Origin of the sequence: Eubacterium sp. MSJ-13 (assembly GCF_018918235.1) — a bacterium.
Classification (GTDB): Bacteria; Bacillota; Clostridia; order Lachnospirales; family Lachnospiraceae; genus Butyribacter.
Genome location: NZ_JAHLQE010000052.1, coordinates 1 through 18945 on the forward strand (window position 1 = coordinate 1; position 18945 = coordinate 18945).

Annotated in this window: 17 protein-coding genes and 1 riboswitch; of the genes, 14 read left to right on the top strand and 3 right to left on the bottom strand. The window is 36.6% G+C overall.

What is annotated here, in order from left to right; translation table 11 throughout:
- Positions 1-202 precede the first annotated feature (202 nt).
- The 8 genes from KQI69_RS03185 to yajC all read left to right on the top strand — a co-directional run bounded on the left by KQI69_RS03185 (position 203) and on the right by yajC (position 8046).
- Positions 203-1501 (top strand): FtsW/RodA/SpoVE family cell cycle protein, encoded by a 1299-nt coding sequence (locus KQI69_RS03185; protein ID WP_216563841.1) that lies wholly within the window; start codon positions 203-205, stop codon positions 1499-1501.
- A gap of 75 nt (positions 1502-1576) precedes the next feature.
- A riboswitch (ZMP/ZTP riboswitch) is annotated at positions 1577-1656 on the top strand.
- Positions 1657-1735: 79 nt separating this feature from the next.
- Positions 1736-2914 carry a phosphoribosylaminoimidazolecarboxamide formyltransferase gene (locus tag KQI69_RS03190; protein WP_216563842.1) on the top strand — a complete coding sequence of 393 codons (1179 nt, stop codon included), beginning with the start codon at positions 1736-1738 and terminating at the stop codon, positions 2912-2914.
- Between the two features lie 123 nt (positions 2915-3037).
- Positions 3038-3751: an IMP cyclohydrolase gene (locus tag KQI69_RS03195; RefSeq protein WP_216563843.1), complete on the top strand. Its 714-nt coding sequence runs from the start codon at positions 3038-3040 to the stop codon at positions 3749-3751.
- Between the two features lie 224 nt (positions 3752-3975).
- Entirely contained in the window at positions 3976-4755 is a 780-nt protein-coding gene (locus tag KQI69_RS03200; RefSeq protein ID WP_216563844.1) for a lipopolysaccharide assembly protein LapB, read from the top strand.
- Positions 4756-5014: 259 nt separating this feature from the next.
- Positions 5015-5887, top strand: a complete 873-nt coding sequence (gene fba, locus KQI69_RS03205; RefSeq protein WP_305836607.1) for a class II fructose-1,6-bisphosphate aldolase — start codon at positions 5015-5017, stop codon at positions 5885-5887.
- Positions 5888-6029: 142 nt separating this feature from the next.
- A complete protein-coding gene (locus KQI69_RS03210; protein WP_216563846.1) occupies positions 6030-6506 on the top strand; it encodes a DUF1700 domain-containing protein in 477 nt (158 codons plus the stop codon).
- Positions 6507-6580: 74 nt separating this feature from the next.
- A complete protein-coding gene (gene tgt / locus KQI69_RS03215; protein WP_216563847.1) occupies positions 6581-7714 on the top strand; it encodes a tRNA guanosine(34) transglycosylase Tgt in 1134 nt (377 codons plus the stop codon).
- Positions 7711-8046: a preprotein translocase subunit YajC gene (gene yajC, locus KQI69_RS03220; RefSeq protein ID WP_216563848.1), complete on the top strand. Its 336-nt coding sequence runs from the start codon at positions 7711-7713 to the stop codon at positions 8044-8046. Before tgt ends, yajC begins: the two co-directional genes overlap by 4 nt.
- 145 nt (positions 8047-8191) lie before the next feature.
- Here the strand turns inward: yajC and KQI69_RS03225 are convergent, their stop codons facing one another.
- On the bottom strand, positions 8192-9100 hold the full coding sequence (locus tag KQI69_RS03225) for a PHP domain-containing protein (protein ID WP_216563849.1): 909 nt from the start codon (positions 9098-9100) through the stop codon (positions 8192-8194).
- A gap of 379 nt (positions 9101-9479) precedes the next feature.
- On the opposite strand from KQI69_RS03225, the gene KQI69_RS03230 reads away from it, so the two are divergent.
- The 4 genes from KQI69_RS03230 (at position 9480) to secD (ending at position 14195) form a co-directional block, all read left to right on the top strand.
- Positions 9480-9746, top strand: coding sequence for a DUF2089 family protein (locus tag KQI69_RS03230; RefSeq protein ID WP_371818719.1), 267 nt, complete (start codon positions 9480-9482; stop codon positions 9744-9746).
- A 642-nt stretch (positions 9747-10388) separates the two neighbouring features.
- The gene (locus KQI69_RS03235; RefSeq protein ID WP_216563851.1) at positions 10389-10751 is read left to right on the top strand and encodes a TIGR04086 family membrane protein; all 363 of its coding nucleotides are present in this window, start codon (positions 10389-10391) and stop codon (positions 10749-10751) included.
- A gap of 94 nt (positions 10752-10845) precedes the next feature.
- The gene (locus KQI69_RS03240; RefSeq protein ID WP_216563852.1) at positions 10846-11817 is read left to right on the top strand and encodes a polysaccharide deacetylase family protein; all 972 of its coding nucleotides are present in this window, start codon (positions 10846-10848) and stop codon (positions 11815-11817) included.
- Positions 11818-11969: 152 nt separating this feature from the next.
- Positions 11970-14195, top strand: coding sequence for a protein translocase subunit SecD (gene secD / locus KQI69_RS03245; RefSeq protein ID WP_216563853.1), 2226 nt, complete (start codon positions 11970-11972; stop codon positions 14193-14195).
- A 102-nt stretch (positions 14196-14297) separates the two neighbouring features.
- Here secD and prmA read toward each other — a convergent pair whose 3' ends face one another.
- Positions 14298-15335: a 50S ribosomal protein L11 methyltransferase gene (prmA, locus tag KQI69_RS03250; protein ID WP_216563854.1), complete on the bottom strand. Its 1038-nt coding sequence runs from the start codon at positions 15333-15335 to the stop codon at positions 14298-14300.
- 262 nt (positions 15336-15597) lie between these two features.
- Between prmA and recJ the strand changes: the two genes are divergently transcribed.
- The gene (gene recJ / locus KQI69_RS03255) at positions 15598-17337 is read left to right on the top strand and encodes a single-stranded-DNA-specific exonuclease RecJ (RefSeq protein ID WP_216563855.1); all 1740 of its coding nucleotides are present in this window, start codon (positions 15598-15600) and stop codon (positions 17335-17337) included.
- 278 nt (positions 17338-17615) lie between these two features.
- Entirely contained in the window at positions 17616-18266 is a 651-nt protein-coding gene (locus KQI69_RS03260; RefSeq protein WP_216563856.1) for a hypothetical protein, read from the top strand.
- A 113-nt stretch (positions 18267-18379) separates the two neighbouring features.
- On the opposite strand, the gene KQI69_RS03265 is transcribed toward KQI69_RS03260, so the two are convergent.
- Positions 18380-18853, bottom strand: a complete 474-nt coding sequence (locus KQI69_RS03265; protein ID WP_216563857.1) for a hypothetical protein — start codon at positions 18851-18853, stop codon at positions 18380-18382.
- Positions 18854-18945: the final 92 nt, after the last annotated feature.

The following is an 18945-nucleotide window of genomic DNA, read 5'->3' on the forward strand; positions in this document are numbered from 1 at the left end:
ACACTTGACACAAACTTGATATGCACAAAAAACATGTGCAGAAATGAGGATTAATATGTTAATGTGACAGCCGTATTTAAATCTGATGCCATATATTGCACTTTATGTGTGATATATGTTAAATTATATGGTGCAAGGGTCAAAATACCTTTTGACCCAGCAGCATTATATAGTGGTATTATTTTTTACGGAGGGTATGCATATGCTCAGGAAACCATCTGCAAGAAGAGCTCTTGCTTCATATATAGATAGTCAGGAACGTGTAGATATAAAGGTAGTTATAATTCTGGTTCTGCTTAATGCTTTTGGCATAATAATGATATATAGTGCATCAAGTTACAGATGCAGCCTTAGTCCAAAATATAATTATGACAGTATGTATTTTGCTAAAAAACAGATATCTTATGTAGCACTTGGCTTTTTTGTTATGTTTATCGCAATGTTCTGTGATTATAATAATCTCAATGTACTTCGTTTTTCAAATATACCGGGACTAAAAAAAATAAAGGCATTTCAAAATAAAAAGATATCAATGTCATGGATTATCTACATATTATCAATACTTATGACCTGTACATTGTTTACACCTCTTGCAGTATCTGCAAAAGGTGCTGTGCGATGGATAAAAATCGGACCTTTGTCGCTTCAGGTTGCAGAGGTTTCAAAACTACTTATCATACTGTGGATAGGGACAAGGATATCAAGGTATACAAAAAATAAGACAAAATGGAGAATAATATGGTTTATATGGATTCCAGCAGGATTGTCTATGTTATTTTTGTGTTATAAAAGCTCGAATCTGTCTACTGCTATCATATTATGCGGCATTATTTTTGGTATGACTGTTATAATGACACCATTTAACAGGACACATGCCGTTGTATTTACAAGTGCATCAGCCGCTGTGGTGCTTATAGTTCATCATATTTATGGTGTTGTAAATTCAAATAATGGTTTTAAAAATTTCAGGTATAAGAGAATAGGTGCATGGCTCTTTCCTGAAAAGTATGCAAACAGTTTAAGCTATCAGCCGCTTCAGGCATTGTATGCAGTTGCATCAGGTGGATTTACAGGGAAGGGACTTGGAAACAGTGTACAGAAACTTTCAAAGATACCTGAGGCGCAGAATGATATGATATTTGCTGTTATCTGTGAGGAACTTGGCATATTGGGAGCGTTCGTACTGCTTGGAATGTTTTTGTATCTTATTTTTCAGTTGTTTAAGATAGCCAGCAGAGCGGAGACTGTATTTGGAAGAGCTATTGTTACAGGAATAGCATTACATATTTCATTACAGACTATAGTTAATATATTTGTAGTATTGATGATTTTCCCAAATACAGGTGTGTCACTTCCTTTTATAAGTTATGGTGGCTCGGCAGTTATATTTACAATGGCGGAAATGGGAATTGCATTGTCGGTTGACAGGGAACATTTCAAAGGCAAAGTAAAGAGAAAGGCGAAGCAGATAATAAAGGAAAAGGAACTTGCGGATTCATAAATATAACCATGGTGTGATAGCTGCTGTATATTTTTTATTTGGGGTTGCACAGTGAAAAGAATTATGGTAAAGTGAACTTAGTTATATAACTGACGGAAGTGGAAGTGACCACAGGGAGTATAACAGTTAGACAGCCGACCGTCTGGGCAGAAAAGACCCCAGAAGTGTCGGTTTTTTCTTTTTTGTAATATTTTCATCAAATTATTATTGTCTTTTTATGAGAGGAGATTACTAATGAACGAAATTCAGTTAAAGTACGGATGTAACCCAAATCAGAAACCAGCTAGAGTATTTATGAAAGATGGAAGTGACCTTCCATTTGAAGTATTAAACGGTAAGCCGGGATATATAAATCTTCTGGATGCTTTTAATAGCTGGCAGCTTGTTAAGGAAGTAAAAGAAGCTACAGGTCATGTTGCCGCAGCTTCATTTAAGCATGTAAGTCCTGCTGGAGCCGCTATAGATGTTCCTCTTACGGACACTATGAAAAAGGTTTATTTCGTAGATGATGATATAGAACTTACTCCTATGGCAACAGCTTATATAAGAGCGAGAGGTGCTGACAGAATGTCATCTTTTGGTGACTTCGTGGCACTTTCGGATGAATGTGATGTCGCAACTGCAAAATATCTTAAAACGCTCGTTTCAGACGGCATCATCGCACCGTCATATTCAGACGAGGCACTTGAGATACTCAAGGGCAAAAAGCGTGGAAATTATTGTGTTATCAAGATTGACCCTGACTATGAAGCAGCACCGCTTGAGACAAAAGATGTATTTGGAATCACATTTGAGCAGGGACATAATACAGTCAAGACAACGAAAGAACTTTTTGAAAATATCGTGACAGAGAAGAAAGAACTCTCAGAGGACGCATTAAACGATATGATAATAGCCAATATCGTGCTTAAATATACACAGTCAAATTCAGTATGTTATGTAAAAGACGGACAGGCAATCGGAATCGGTGCAGGACAGCAGTCACGCATCCACTGTACAAGACTTGCAGGAGACAAGGCAGACAAGTGGTTCTTACGCCAGTCACCAAAAGCACTCAACCTTCCGTTTAAGGATGACATCAGAAAACCTGACAGGGATAATACTATTGATGTATATCTCTCAGATGACTATATGGATGTTCTTGCGGACGGCAAATGGGAACAGTTCTTCACTAAGAAGCCTGAACCAATGACAAGAGAAGAACGTGCAGAGTGGATTAAAAATCTTGATGGAGTTACGCTTGGCTCAGATGCATTTATCCCGTTCAGCGACAATATTGAGCGTGCAAACAAGAGCGGCGTTAAGTATGTTGCACAGGCAGGCGGATCAAAGAATGACCAGTCTGTAATCGATGCATGTAATGAGTTTGGAATACTTATGGCGTTTACGGGACTTAGATTGTTCCATCACTAAGATGTAGGAATTGCTAAAGCTATGTTGTTATTTTATAATGTGGAAATATCTTAAGTAAAAGTCGTAAGAAAAATTTTAGTATATCTTGAAAATATATTATGAATATGGAAAATGGAGGTTTTTATGGAAAAAATATCTTTAAAAAATCAGTTAGCTTCAAATACATATCCGGGCCGTGGCATTGTTGTCGGCAAGACTGCTGATGGAAAGCATGCAGCAATTGCATATTTTATCATGGGAAGAAGTGAGAACAGCAGGAACAGGGTGTTTGTGACAGATGGTGACGGAATCCGTACACAGGCTTTCGACCCATCAAAACTTACAGACCCAAGTCTTATAATATATGCACCTGTCCGAGTTCTCGATAATGACACTATAGTTACAAACGGTGACCAGACAGATACAGTATATGATCTTATGCAGGATGGCTCGACATTTGAACAGGCATTATGTACAAGAGAGTTTGAGCCCGATGAGCCAAACTTCACACCTAGGATCTCGGCTATCCTTCATGTGGAAGATGGCGGATTTGACTACTCAATGTCTATACTTAAAAGCAACAATGGAAATCCTGACTGCTGCAATAGATTTACATTTGACTATGAAAATCCGATAGCAGGCGAGGGAAGATTTATCCATACATATATGCATGACGGAAATCCACTCCCAAGTTTTGAGGGAGAGCCAAAACTTGTTGAGATACCAAATGATATGGACGAATTTGGTGAGCTTGTATGGAACAGCTTAAATGAGGATAACAAGGTGTCACTTTTTATCAGATTTATAAATATTGAAGACGGAACATTTGAGAGTAAGATTTATAATAAGAATAAATAGAAGTGAATAGTTGATTATTAAGCAGGAAAGAATTGCATTTGTAGGGTTCTTTCCTGTTTTTGTGTAGTGGAAAGAAATTAATCGTACGTTGAGAAAATTTTCTTAGTATAGGGAATAGGTTCAAATATATAAGTTGATAATTAGATTGGAAATGATTATACTGATAATACATTTAAAATATTGTACATGCTGAATTACAAACCACAACAAGAGGAGGCACCGCTATGAACATCGAAGAAAATATAAAATTATTTCAACAATACCAGAAAAGCAATAAGCTTGAAAAAGCATCAGAAGTACTTGATGAGATAGCAAATTCACTTAAAACAGATGACAAACCTGTTTTGTGTGCGAATCATATTTTAGAGTTTTATCTGTTTGAATATTATTTTAAGACCAGAGATTACGAGGCGGTGAGGTATCCTGTACATCGTATGTATCATTCTCTTGCAAAGAAATATATGGAGAGGATGCATTTTGACAAGGCATATAAAAAACTTGTCAGGGCAGCAGAGTGGAATCCTGTTGATATGGATATTTATTGGGAGAAGACCGAATGTGAAAAACAGCTTGGTGAGTTTAAAAAACTTAAGGAAACGACAAAAGAACTTCATAAATTTATATATACGAGAGCCGATATTGCCCGCTACTACAGAAATATCGCATATTATTATGTAGAGAAAAAAGAACCTGAAAAAGCGATGATGTTATATACATACAGCAATATGTTCAGCCACAGCAAGACTGCTGACAGTGAGATAAACTTTCTTGAGACAGCACTTGGCAGGGAGTGTCCTGAATATACTGCACAGCAGATACAAAAAGATGTAAAAAAACTTAAACTGCCTGTAGGGATATCAGAGACAACACTTGCGATACTTTTCAGGGCGGGGCAGCTTGAGATGGAGCAGGGAGATAAAGCTGCGGGCATAGAATGTATGGAACTTTTATATCAGGTGACAGCAGACGAAAAAATAAGAGAAATCGTAGAGGAAAATTCATGACAGGATATCATATTTCCGTATTGCATAGGTGTATCGGCGGGGGCAGCAGATGCAGCATCTTACATTTCAAAGCAGAAAGAGAGAAATATAAGGCTGAACTGTTACCATATATAAAAAAATGGTTTGATTTTTATAAGAAATAGTATATAATAAAACTGATTGAGAGAAGTTAAGCCTAGAAAGCCTTGTTTGAAAGGCTTTAGGAAAATAAAGTTCCTGCTATACATCAGGGACAAGTCTAAAGATGGAGGATTTTAAAATGAGTAGATTAGTTTCAGCAAAAGAAATGCTTACAAAAGCTAAGGCTGGTAAGTATGCAGTAGGTCAGTTCAACATCAATAACTTAGAGTGGACAAAAGCTATTTTACAGACAGCACAGGAATTACAGTCACCTGTTATCCTTGGTGTATCTGAAGGTGCAGGAAAGTATATGTGTGGTTATAGAACAGTAGTAGGTATGGTAAATGGAATGCTTGAGGAATTAGACATCACAGTTCCTGTAGCACTTCACCTTGACCACGGTTCATTTGAAGGTGCAAAAGCCTGCATCAATGCAGGATTTTCTTCAATCATGTTTGATGGTTCAAGCCTTCCAATCGAAGAAAATGTTCAGAAAACAACTGAGTTAGTAAATACATGTAACATTCTCGGTCTTTCACTTGAAGCTGAAGTTGGTTCAATCGGTGGAGAAGAAGACGGAGTTATCGGTGCCGGTGAGTGCGCAGATCCTGACGAGTGCAAGAAAGTTGCAGACCTCGGCGTTACAATGCTTGCAGCAGGTATCGGAAACATTCATGGTAAATATCCTGCAAACTGGAAAGGACTCAGCTTTGAGACACTTGACGCTATTCAGGCTAAGACAGGAGATATGCCACTTGTTCTTCATGGTGGTACAGGAATCCCTGCTGATATGATAAAGAAAGCTATCTCACTTGGTGTTGCAAAGATCAATGTAAACACAGAGTGTCAGTTAGCATTCCAGGAAGCTACACGTAAGTACATCGAAGAAGGTAAGGACTTAGAAGGAAAAGGATTTGATCCTCGTAAACTCCTTGCTCCTGGTGCAGAAGCAATCAAAGCAACTGTAAAAGAGAAGATGGAACTCTTCGGATCAGTTGGAAAAGCTAACTAAAAAGCGAGCCTATTAAGAAGTATTATCAGACAGCTTTGCAGTACATGGTGCTGCAAAGTTGTTTTCCTTTATAAGAAAATATTAACAGAAAATTATATCAATAAAATTTTTTTAAACTATAATGCCCGGAAGGAGTAATTATATGACTAAAAACGAATTTTTATCCACACTTAGGGAGAGTCTGGCAGGAAATGTACCTTCTGACGTTATCAATGAAAATATAAGTTATTATAAAGATTATATTGAAAATAATGATGAAGCTGAAAGCCAGGTGCTTGAAGAACTGGGTGATCCGAGACTTATCGCGAGAACGATAATAGACAGTTTTATTGCCGAAAAGGGGCCGATGGCTGATTTTTATACAAAACAGGCAAGAGAGGAATACAGTGGGAGCAGCAGAGATGCATCATATGATGATTATGGAGAAGATGCCGGGGAGGGATATCATCATTTTTCTGTAAAGTGGTATGACAAATTACTTGGAATCATAATAATTATTGTTGTCGCTTTGCTTGTTCTTACATTAGGTGCAGTAGCGATTGGAATTTTCTTTAGGATAATTCTTCCACTTATAGTTATATATTTTATAGTGAAGTTTATTATGGAAAGGTTGACATAGAGGCTTATGGAGTGTTAATATCCTTATTGCGTCAATAAATGATTACTACACTTATAAGCGAGAACGGAGAAATTATGTATAAGATATTATGTAAGGACGGCAGTGCAAAAAGAGGCCGTCTTGAAACAGTACATGGAACAATAGAGACACCTGTTTTTATGAATGTTGCAACGGTTGGGGCGATGAAAGGAGCAGTTTCAACGGAGGATCTGCAGCATTTGAAAACACAGGTTGTTTTAAGTAATACTTATCATCTTCATGTCAGACCGGGTGATGAAATAGTTAAAAAAATGGGTGGCCTTCACAAATTTATGACTTGGGACAAACCTATTCTTACTGACTCAGGCGGATTTCAGGTTTTTTCACTTGCAGGACTTAGAAAGATAAAAGAAGAAGGCGTTTATTTTAATTCACATATAGATGGAAGAAAAATATTTATGGGGCCTGAACAGAGTATGCAGATACAGTCAAATATAGCATCTACTATAGCAATGGCATTTGATGAATGTCCGCCACATCCTGCTACAAGACAGTATATGCAGAATTCCGTTGACCGTACTACAAGATGGCTTGAAAGATGTAAAAGAGAGATGGACAGGCTTAATTCACTTGATACTACGATAAATAAGTCACAGCTTCTTTTTGGAATAAATCAAGGTGGAACTTTTGAGGATATAAGAATAGAGCATGCGAAAAGAATATCAGATCTAAATCTTGACGGTTATGCACTTGGAGGACTTGCAGTAGGTGAAAGCCATGCAGAAATGTATGATATAATCGAGAAAACAGTTCCATATCTGCCGGAGGACAAACCTACATATTTGATGGGAGTTGGAACTCCTGCAAATATTCTTGAGTCAGTAGAGCGTGGAGTTGATTTCTTTGACTGCGTATATCCAGCAAGAAACGGACGCCATGGTCATGCATATACAAATCATGGCAAGATGAATCTTATGAATAAAAAGTATGAGCTTGATGACAGACCACTTGATGAGACTTGTGATTGTCCGACATGCCGCAAATACAGCAGGGCTTATATAAGACATCTTTTGAAAGCAAAAGAAATGTTAGGACTCAGACTTATGGTAACGCACAATCTTTATTTTTATAACAGTATGATGGAAGAAATTCGTGACGCCATTGAAAAAGGGTGTTTTAAAGAATATAAAAAGAAAAAATTAGAACAGCTTGAGGAGGAAGCAAAATGAATTTGACAACAATTTTAGCAACAAAAGCGAGCGGAACACAGAGTATAATAAGTATGGTTGTAATATATGCGGCTATCATTGCCATTTTCTGGTTCTTTGCTATCAGACCACAGAAAAAACAGCAGAAAGAGCATGATGCTCTTGTATCTACACTTGCAGTAGGTGACAGTATTCTTACAACAAGTGGATTTTTCGGTGTTGTAATAGATATCATGGATGAAGTTGTTATCGTAGAATTTGGAAACAACAAAAACTGTCGTATCCCTATGAAAAAAGAAAACATCGTAGAAATCGACAAGCAGGAAGAAGAGATCAAGACTGCAAAGAAGTGATATTAAAAATAATATTAAGGTCTATCAAAACTTTTGAAAAATAGCAGAGGGCTTACTGGTATTATAATTATATCAACAAAACAGCTGTAAATTCACATATCATTTGTGGATTTACAGCTGTTTTTATATAAAAATGTTTATAAAGCTACTGTAAGTTTTCATTAAAATCTAAAACTTTTTTTGTAAACTCTGAGGGTTTTGCCGCTTTTGCTATACCGACAAGATATTCAAAAGGAACGCTCAATGTGCCACGACCTGTACCCATATCTATAGCAGGTTTGTTAGTTCCATGGAAATCAGAACCGCCGCTTGGCAGAAGTCCATATTTGTTGCACAGTTTTCTTGCATATGCTTCATCCTGAGCCGTATGGTTTGAATATTTTGCTTCCATACCCTTGAGACCGGCATTTTTAAGACGCACTATAAGAGCTTCAAGTTCCTGCTCCTCAAGTTTATAATGAAGCGGATGTGCAAGGATAGGAACACCGCCCGACTCAAGTATAAGTTCGATACCTTCCTCAGGAGTGATATATTTTCTCGGAACATAGAAAGGACAATGTGTGTCAAGATATTTGTCAAATGCTTCGGCAGCATTTTTGACAATGCCATGGCTGATAAGCCATCTTGCAAAATGAGCTCTTGTGATAACGGTATCAGGATTTCCCTCCTGAAGATCTTCATAAGTCATGTTTATTGAAGCATTGCGGAATTTTTCAACCATTTCCTTATTTCTCTCAACTCTCCTTGCAACCAAAAGGTCAGAAATCTTTGTAAATGCAGGATTTTTGTAATCAATAAAAAGACCGACTATGTGGATATCCCCGTCTTTGTAGCCTACCGAAAGTTCAGTACCCGGAACGAACATCACTGGGGCATTCTGCTCTTTAACGGCGGCTATTGCACTTTCTATACCGCCGACTGCATCATGGTCAGTAAGAGCAAATGCGGTAAGTTTTTTTTCAACAGCTTTTTTTACAAGTTCTGCCGGAGAAAATGTTCCATCAGAAAAAGTTGAATGTGTATGTAAATCTACAGTTTTTGTAATATTGTTCATTTCATAACCTCATTTCTGCACACATTTTTAATTATCTTTTAGCATATATGGAATATCTATATTTGAAGTGTGCTGTATAAATATAGATATTATATAAAATTGTATTTTTATTTCTTGTTTTTCCAGCCATTATAATAATATCACATACAAGGCTGTTTTGCATTAGATTGCGTTTGTTTTATCCATAAATTTTTCAATAATGGAAAATATGGTATATTCGGAAAAATCATATGACTTTAAATAGATATACTTGAAAATAAAATTAAACTTATTTTTAATAAAATTAAAAATAAATATTGACTAAAATTGAATATAATGTTAATATACATCTGAGGAGATGATTAGATTGGATGGCTTGATACCTAAATGGTTAGAGGAAATGAGTGAAGAAGACATTTCTTTTATCAAAAATTTTATGTTATGTTCTGGTTCTTTAAAACAAATGGCTAAAATTTACAATGTTACCTATCCCACCATGAGATTAAGGTTAGACCGTTTAATTCAAAAAATCGAATTAAGTGATGAAGAAGAGGAGAGTTCTTTTGTTTCATTAGTTAAACGAATGGCCATTGAAGAAAAAATTGATTTGTCTTGTGCAAAAGTTTTAATTACCGCATACAAAAAGGAAAAAAAGGGGAGTGATTAATTTTGAAATTTAGTGTTATTAGTGTATGCTTTTCTATTATTTTATTTCTGCTCATTATTGTGGGAATAATTATAGCTATAGCTTGTTTAATTAAATTTGTAACGAAAAGAAAAGAAACAAAAAGCAGAATTCAAAAAGAGTTGGACAAAAGTATTATTAATGATTTATAGGAAGTTAAATGATGAAAAAAATTGGCAAGTTACTTGTTCTGTCAGCATAGGAAATTCTTGGATTTCAGTTTGGCAGCAGAGTGGTGGTGTAAGAGCTAAAATAAAAAATAACAAAATTACGACTTCGTTATATTAAGACGAGTGATTAGGACAGATTATTCTCTAAAGCTCCATCACACAAAAAAGGCAGAATTATTTTTCTGCCTTTTTTGTGTGAAAATATAAATGGATAATTTTTCAATGGAAATATACTTTGTATAATCCCACGCCATTTGTCATATCAAGGCTCACCTAATTATAGTAAATTTTTGGTAAAATAGTTGTTTTTTTGCAAATAGTTCCCAAATACTGTATTTATGCGGATAATGAAGTTTTCTACCTCAAGTTTAACATAAAACTGTGACAAAACGAATAGATATTGAAAAAAGGTTATTATTCAGCAGTCTGAACAGTAGTAAAAAGGAGTTTTGTCATGGCAGAAAAAATAATTAAAAATATTGTTGTTATTCTTTTGACACAGCTTATTGTTACGGCAGTAATATTATTTATATCATCGGTAATAATATGGAAGTATGCTTATGATGAGAAAGCCATAAGTGCAGTTACAATAGGTACCTATATAATTGTAAATATATTAGGTGGGCTTATTGCAGGAAAATTATTTAAGAAAAACAGATTTTTGTGGGGAATCGCATCAGGAATCTTATATTTTTCAGTATTATTGCTGGGGGGAGTTATAATATTTAAGACAGGCAGGCTGGAAATGAGTGCGATTATAAACTGCCTTATCTGTGCAGTATCAGGAATGACAGGTGGTATGTTTGCACGAACATGATAATAGAGCAAAACTTAACAGAAATGTAATCACATATTATAAAAAGTGTGTTATTATGAATTACGAAATTATATAAGTGGAGGCAGGGAAGTTTATGAAACGAAATGATGAAATGAGAATAGAGAGCTATAGAGACAGGGAAATGAGAAGCAGAAGACGCAGGGAGCGGGAACTTAGAAAGACAAAGATGATACTTATAAACGCTGCTATTGCACTTGTTGTTATACTTGTTGTGTTTGTTATTGCTATTATAAAATTAAATGGAAAAAATAATTCAAATATAAAAAATTATACGAATAAAAATGTAAGCGAAAAGAGTAAGACGAGGGATAGTTCAAAGTCCAAAACAAAAAAGGATTCATCTAAACAAAAGAAGCCTGCTGCTACATCGACTGCTGTGCCGGCTGACAGCAATTCTATGGGAGATGGGACAAAGAAATGGATAAGGACGGATCTTGATAAGGATAAGCCTATGATTGCTTTGTCATTTGATGATGGACCATATACACCTGTTACGGGAAAGATATTAAAAGTACTGAAAAAATATGATTCAAGAGCTACATTTTTTGTTGTTGGAAACAGAGTAAATACTTACAGTAAGGTGCTTAAAGAATCATACGATATGGGAAATCAGATAGCAAGTCATACATTTGACCATGAGGATCTGAGCAAGATGACAAAAAAGCAGCTTTCAGCGGAGATGACAAAAACAAATAAGGCTCTGCAGTCGGTTATAGGATGCCATGCTTCTCTTATAAGACCGCCTTATGGAAATATAAGTGATCTGATGAGAAAGAACATAAAAATTCCAATGATATATTGGAGCATCGATACTGATGATTGGAAATGGAGAAATGCTGCAAAGGTTTTAGCAGAATGTAAAAATGTACAGGATGGTGACATAATTCTTATGCATGATCTGTATTCAAGTACTGCAGATGCCGTTAAGAAGCTGGTACCGCGTCTCAAAAAGAAGGGATATCAGCTTGTAACGATAGATGAAATGTTTTATTACAAAGGCATTAAGGCAGAAGCAGGCAAGGTGTATGCGAGTGGCAGACAATAGAAGTTTAAAATGCAGCCACAAATTACGGAAATATGGTCTAAAAAGTTTGCAATCATGTTGTGCTCTATGTTATAATGTAATTTAGCGTGGCTTATTGTACGGTAAACCGCCAAAATCATGTTATAAGTATTAAGTTAAAGGAGAAAAACAGCATGAAGGACAAGAAAAAAGGATTGCTGCATTTGTTTATAATAATAGCAGTAATCGGACTCTGTGCTTATACGACATTAGTTGGTATCACTAGTGCACATAAGGGCAGTGCCAAAAACATTAAACTTGGTTTGGACTTAGCTGGTGGTGTAAGTATTACTTATGAGGCTACTAAGGGCAATCCAACAGCAACAGAGATGAAAGATACCATTCAGATGATGCAGCAGCGTGCTGAAGTTTACAGTACAGAATCTTCAGTAGTGCAGGTTGGGGATGATCGTATTGAGATTGACATACCTGGTGTTGAAAATGCAGACGATGTTCTTAAATCACTTGGTAAAGAGGGGTCGCTTGACTTTGTAGCAGAAGATGACATGTCATTTGACAAAAACAATAATCCTCAGTACACAAAGACAGTATGTACAGGAAAGCATATAAAAAAGGCTGAAGCAGGTACACAGCAGGATGAAGTTACAAAGAATAAGGAATATGTTGTACAGCTTACATTTAACGCTAAGGGTACAAAATTATTTGCAAATGCTACAGCAGCAGCATATCCTTCTAAGAAGAAGATTTATATTGTATATGATGGAAAAGTTCTTTCAGCACCAAATGTTCAGGCTGAGATTACAGACGGAAAGGCAGTTATCTCAGGAAGTTTTGAAACATATGAGTCAGCAGAAGAACTTGCTTCAATGATCCGTATCGGAGCACTCCCTGTAGAACTTAAAGAGATTCAGTCACAGGTAGTAGGTGCGCAGCTTGGTCAGGATGCTATTCAGACAAGTTTACTTGCAGGTGCTATAGGATTTGCACTTGTAGTTATATTTATGCTTATATTCTACAGGCTTCCGGGACTTGCAGCATCTATAGCACTTGTATTTTATCTTGGATTGATGCTTGTGGCACTCAACGGATTAAATATAACACTTACACTTCCGGGTGTAGCCGGTATCATATTGAACATAGGTATGGCGGTAGATGCCAATGTTATCATATTTACCCGTATCAAAGAGGAACTTGCGAAAGGAAAGTCGGTTCAGACAAGTATTAAGCTTGGCTTTGAGAAGGCACTTTCAGCTATCGTTGATGGTAATGTGACAACACTTATCGCGGCATTCGTGCTTTATATAAAAGGTTCAGGTACAATAAGAGGTTTTGCAACAACACTTGCACTTGGTATCGTTCTTTCAATGTTTACAGCACTTTATGTTACAAAATATATTCTTAAAGCAATGTATTCACTTGGTGTTGATGATGTTAAATACTTCGGTGTTGAAAGACCAAGAAAACAGATTAAGTTTGTACAGAACAGAGTTAAGTTCTTCGCTATTTCAAGTGTACTTATTATCGCTTGTATAGTATGCCTTATCGTAAATAAAGCAACTTCAGGAAATATCCTCAACTACGGACTTGATTTCCTCGGTGGAACAACATATGATATTCCATTTGGAAAAGATACAAAGATTGATTCAAGCCTTAAAAAAGAAGTAGAGTCTATCTTTGCTAAGAACAGCAGTTCAAGTGATATCGTTATATCAGAAGTTGCCGGTTCAAATGAGCTTAATGTAAAGACAGTAGAGTTGACAGAAGAACAGAGAGCAAATGTTACATCTGAGCTGTCAAAGAAATACAGCATAAAAGAAAGCAATATCCAGATACAGAGTATCAGTGCTTCTGTATCAGGTGAGATGAAGCGTGATGCTGTACTTGCGGTAATCATAGCAGCAATCTGTATGCTTATCTACATCTGGTTCAGATTTAAAGATATCGTATTTGCCGGAAGTGCTGTACTTGCATTACTTCATGATGTGCTTGTAGTGCTTCTTGTATATGCAGCAGCAAGGATTTCAGTAGGTAACACATTTATCGCATGTATGCTTACTATAGTAGGTTACTCAATAAATGCAACGATCGTCATCTTCGACCGTATCCGTGAAAACATCGGCGGACGCTCATCAATCACTGATGAAAGACTTACTGAGATCGTAAACGACAGTATCACTCAGACATTGACAAGAAGTATCAATACATCACTTACAACATTCTTCATGGTATTCATGCTTGCAATACTCGGAGTAGACTCAGTAAGAGAATTTGCTATACCACTTCTTGCCGGTATCATCTGTGGAGCATACTCATCAGTATGTATAACAGGTACACTCTGGTATACGATTAAGAAAGCAACACATAATAAGACTGGAAAGGTTGCTAAGAAAGCTAAATAAGGCTTTTGGAAAAGTTATGAACAAGTAGCAAGAGCAGATTGGGAATATCCGCTTGACTATATAAAAATATGGCATGTTTCGTAGAGGGACATGCCATATTTTTTATTTATGTCTGCAAACAAATGAAACCCACTCACCTAGAGTGTTTTTTTCAAGTATTTCAAAATTATTTTTAAGAAGTGCTTCTTCAACAAGGTCAGCCTTTTGAGCAAGTATTCCTGATGATATAAAAAGCCCACCAGGTTTGATAAAGTCTGAAATGCAGTCTGAAAGTGGTATTATTACATCAGCGAGTATATTTGCAACGGCTATGTCAACAGGTTTCTGCAATTCATTTCTGACACGTTCGGCATCTTCGAGTATATTAAGGTGTTTGGCCTTTATGCGTGTTTCTTCTATATTATTGAGTGCTGCATTTTCAATCGTTGCCTCAACTGCATATGGATCTATGTCAAGGCAGAAAGCTGAACTTGCACCGCAGAGCAGGGAGCATATCGCAAGGATGCCGCTTCCACAGCCTGCATCAAGCAGGGTGGTTTCAGGTGTGATATATTTTCTAAGGGATAGAAGGCAGAGTTTTGTTGTCTCGTGAGTACCTGTACCGAAGGCAGAACCGGGATCTATCTGCATGATTATGTCATTTTCACCTGCGTCCTCAGGTGTTTCTTCCCATGTCGGTTTTATAATGATATCATCAGCAACCCTGAAAGCTTTAAAATTGTCTTTCCATTTATCTTTCCACTGGCTGTCATCCTCGATGGAATAACTTATCTGCGGCATTTTTATATGAGTAAATTTCTTTATTTTTTTAATTTTCTTTTTTAATCTCCTGATAAGAACCTCAGGCTCTAAGACCTCTTTTTTATCATCAGCCATATCTTCATCCCTGATAGAAGAACCTGTGCTGAAAAATTCCGTATTTTCTTCACCCGGAACTTCAGTGTAGAAAGTGAGAATTGAACTTCCGTCATCAACGCCCATATCAGCAGGAATATCAGTGTACATCTGTTTTTCTTCCTTTTCGGTCAGAGGGACATGGTCTTTTACCTCATATCCGTCAATACCCATAGAACACAGGAGATTTCCGATAATAGGGGCATCATGTGTATTTGTGTGTAATTCGTATTTAAGCCAGTTCATAATTAAAATCCTTTCGTTGCGTGTCATATATGATGAATGTATGCTTGCTATTCATTAGTGACTAAATTTTACAGGATTTCAGTTCTATGTATCGTTAGCATGGACTGAAATCGAAATCATTGCTTGAACAGTAATGATTTTATCATAGATGATGGAAAAAGTGTAGTCGGCTGCTTATGGTAATCTTGTTGTGGAGAAGTTTTTGTGTTAAGCTATAGGTGATTTTAAGAGAATACCTAAAAGACAAAACAGGAGATTTTCAATGAAACAGTGGATGTACAAAAAATGTAATGCCGATACTGCGGCAGTTGCAAAAAGATATAATATTTCGGAGATATTTGCGAGAGTTCTTGTAAACAGGGGACTATATTCATGGAGTGCGATGGATTCCTATCTTTTTCCTGATATGGAAAAAATGCATAAGCCTGAGCTTATGAAGGACCTTACTAAAGCAGCAGATATCTTGGTGGGTGCGATAAATGATAAAGTAAAGATAAGGGTTATAGGTGATTATGATGTTGACGGCGTTATGTCGTCATATATTCTTTACAGGGGGATAAGGATGCTTGGCGGTGATGTGTCCTGCCGTATTCCGCACAGGGTAAAGGACGGCTATGGTATTCGTGACTATATGGTGGATGAGGCAGCAGATGACGGTGTCGGTCTTATCATTACCTGTGACAATGGAATATCAGCCGTAGGCGCAGCAGATAGGGCAAAAGAGCTTGGTATTATATATATCCTTACAGATCATCATGAAGTACCAGATAAGGACGGTGTGGAGATAATTCCGGTTGCAGATGCGGTGGTAGATCCAAAGCAGAAAGAGTGCGGTTATCCCTGCAATATGCTCTGTGGTGCAGGTGTTGTCTATAAACTTATGAGTTATATCTTTGAGTGGAAAAATGATAAGTCATATATAGATGAACTGCTTCCATTTGCGGCTATCGCAACCGTATGTGATGTTGTACCGCTTGCTGATGAGAACCGTATTATCGTAAGCAATGGTCTTAAGATGCTAAATGACACTAAACATCTGAAAAATATTGGTATGCGAAAGATGATAGAACTGCTTGAACTGTCTGAACATGTCAGTTCGGGGGACCTTGGATTTCGCATAGGTCCATGTATAAATGCGGCAGGAAGGCTTGACGATGCTGCGCTTGGTCTTAAAATGCTTATGACAGAGGACGAGAAAGAAGCTGTAAGACTCGTAAATGAACTTATAACACTTAACGAGCAGAGAAAGGAACTGACGGCACAGGCAACAGATGAGGCTGTTAAGCAGATTGAGGAAACAAAGGCACTTGAAAGACCTGTGCTTGTTATATATCTTAGTGACTGCCATGAGAGTGTTGCAGGTATAGTGGCAGGAAGGATAAGGGAGAAATATTACAGGCCGGCATATATACTTACAGATGGAGAGAAGGGGCTTAAAGGTTCGGGACGCTCGATTCCAGGATATCATATGCAGCAGGCATTGCAGAACTGTCAGGAATTACTCACTGAATTTGGTGGTCATGCACTTGCGGCAGGATTTTCACTGCCAAAAGAAAATCTTGAGAAATTCAGAGATACTTTAAATGAGCAGTGCGGTCTTTCAGATGAGGAGCTTGTTGAAAAAGTGAGTTTTGATATGGAACTTGAACTGTCAAAAGCAACAAAGAATCTTGTAGAGCAGCTTCACTATATGGAACCGTTTGGAGAGTCAAATGACAGTGCCATATTTGCAAGAGGAAGACTTAAGATAAGTTCAATGTATCTCTGTGGAAAGGAAAAACAAATAGCAAAGTTAAAACTTGAAGATGACGGACTGTTATATGAAGCGGTGGATTTTCATGCGGATAACTGTCTTTCACGCGCAATAGAAGAAAAATATGGAAAAAATGAGTGGGAGGAAATGAAGCAGGGTAAGTTCGGGCAGCAGATAAGTATTCTTTATCAGCCGGAGATAAATAATTGGAGCGGGAATGTGCAGATGAAGATTGTAGATTGTATGTAGTTGCAGGCATATGTTGTCTGACGGATGCCGATATAGATAGTTTTTTGGTTCAGTATTTGCAGATAAAAGTGATTTAAAGATGTTATAGCATACAGGATAAGTGTATTTAAGACTAAAATTTTCAATTCATACATATTGGTTGATGATTTGGCTGAATGATGTTATTATATATAATATGGTTACAGCGATTTCATTATAAACTTATAGTATATTATAATACATAAATGTACTAGAGTATTTATCCAAGATATAAGATACAATGCACAGGAGGGTGAAATATGTCAGATTTATCATCATTATCAGCGATAGCAGGATTATCAGGTCTGAGTGAGAGGGATGCCTATTACCAGTACCTTATAAATAACAATTCGACAAGTACGATGTTAAATGCTTTGTCGGGGGATTCAAGTGACAGTGACAGCAGCAGTCTGTCGGGAATGACAAGTCTGCTCAGTCAGGCGTCATCGCTTACGGGGACTGGTTCGTCCTCACTTACGGGTTTATCATCATTGCTTGGAAATTCATCAGGTGACAGTGATGGCTCATCTCTTAGTACTCTCACAAGTTTTTCACAGATATTAAAGACATATCTTTCTGCTGAGCAGACAGAAGCAGCGAATATGGCTGAGAGTATGTCAAGTGCACTTGAGGAGGCGGACAGCAACGGAGAGGATTCTGGTTCAGTGACATATAAAACAGTTCAGGAACTTTATAAATATTTTACTGAAAAAGCAGCGTCAGAGGGAAAAACAAATATTGCATCTGCATCTGGAACAACAGATACATCGAATGTATCTCAGACACAGAGTACGGCAGAACAGCAGGCGGCAGCAGCATCAGCCGCAACTGAATTCGATTTTGACGGTTTTGAGAGTGACATAGAGAGCAGCATAGAATCATCTATAGCGTCAACAGGAGTATCTATGTGATAATTATATGATAATTATTTGGTGAAAATAAAAAAATAAAATTTAAAAATAAAAATTCTATCAAATTGATGCATTAAGTTGGCTTTTAATGCATCAATTTTGTTTTATATATATCAGATATTCATGTTCATAAAGTCATAATGCAGTTTTATCTTGAATATAATATTTCCTAAAAATCTTGATAAGATGTATATGATAAGTATAAAACTGGGAATAATATTTTTAGGATAGCTAAAAACATTGTTTTTGTTTAAGGTGAGCTGCCAGACAAAAAGGAGTATTATCATAAGTATAAAATTATATGATTCACAGCGGTATTTTGTTGAGGAAAATCTGTATTTTTTTGCTGTGGGATAGAGCGTGAGTTTTGTGATATCATCATCGTTTTTACGGTTATCATCGTTGTCTGTGGCAAATTTTAATGCGACAGGAAAGACTATACCTGCTAAAAGTATGTATCCCGGTATTATGTTCATGGGATAATAAGTTATTATCAAGAGTGCAAATACGATATATTTTGAGGTCATAAGGCCGAGATAGCGGCTTATGACAGTTAGTTCATGATTATTTTTTTTCTTATTTGACATATGATTGCTCCTTATTTCTGAAAAAATATATATAAAGATTATAATCAATATAACAAATTTAGTCAAAAATGACAAAAATATTACATTTTATT

Coding starts and splice junctions, on each gene's coding strand:
- KQI69_RS03235 (WP_216563851.1), top strand. CDS start 10,389: ATGGCAGAAAAAATAATTAAAAATATTGTTGTTATTCTTTTGACACAG.
- secD (WP_216563853.1), top strand. CDS start 11,970: ATGAAGGACAAGAAAAAAGGATTGCTGCATTTGTTTATAATAATAGCA.
- KQI69_RS03240 (WP_216563852.1), top strand. CDS start 10,846: ATGAAACGAAATGATGAAATGAGAATAGAGAGCTATAGAGACAGGGAA.
- fba (WP_305836607.1), top strand. CDS start 5,015: ATGAGTAGATTAGTTTCAGCAAAAGAAATGCTTACAAAAGCTAAGGCT.
- KQI69_RS03230 (WP_371818719.1), top strand. CDS start 9,480: ATGAGTGAAGAAGACATTTCTTTTATCAAAAATTTTATGTTATGTTCT.
- KQI69_RS03200 (WP_216563844.1), top strand. CDS start 3,976: ATGAACATCGAAGAAAATATAAAATTATTTCAACAATACCAGAAAAGC.
- KQI69_RS03225 (WP_216563849.1), bottom strand. CDS start 9,100: ATGAACAATATTACAAAAACTGTAGATTTACATACACATTCAACTTTT.
- KQI69_RS03195 (WP_216563843.1), top strand. CDS start 3,038: ATGGAAAAAATATCTTTAAAAAATCAGTTAGCTTCAAATACATATCCG.
- KQI69_RS03210 (WP_216563846.1), top strand. CDS start 6,030: ATGACTAAAAACGAATTTTTATCCACACTTAGGGAGAGTCTGGCAGGA.
- yajC (WP_216563848.1), top strand. CDS start 7,711: ATGAATTTGACAACAATTTTAGCAACAAAAGCGAGCGGAACACAGAGT.
- recJ (WP_216563855.1), top strand. CDS start 15,598: ATGAAACAGTGGATGTACAAAAAATGTAATGCCGATACTGCGGCAGTT.
- prmA (WP_216563854.1), bottom strand. CDS start 15,335: ATGAACTGGCTTAAATACGAATTACACACAAATACACATGATGCCCCT.
- KQI69_RS03185 (WP_216563841.1), top strand. CDS start 203: ATGCTCAGGAAACCATCTGCAAGAAGAGCTCTTGCTTCATATATAGAT.
- KQI69_RS03190 (WP_216563842.1), top strand. CDS start 1,736: ATGAACGAAATTCAGTTAAAGTACGGATGTAACCCAAATCAGAAACCA.
- KQI69_RS03260 (WP_216563856.1), top strand. CDS start 17,616: ATGTCAGATTTATCATCATTATCAGCGATAGCAGGATTATCAGGTCTG.
- tgt (WP_216563847.1), top strand. CDS start 6,581: ATGTATAAGATATTATGTAAGGACGGCAGTGCAAAAAGAGGCCGTCTT.
- KQI69_RS03265 (WP_216563857.1), bottom strand. CDS start 18,853: ATGTCAAATAAGAAAAAAAATAATCATGAACTAACTGTCATAAGCCGC.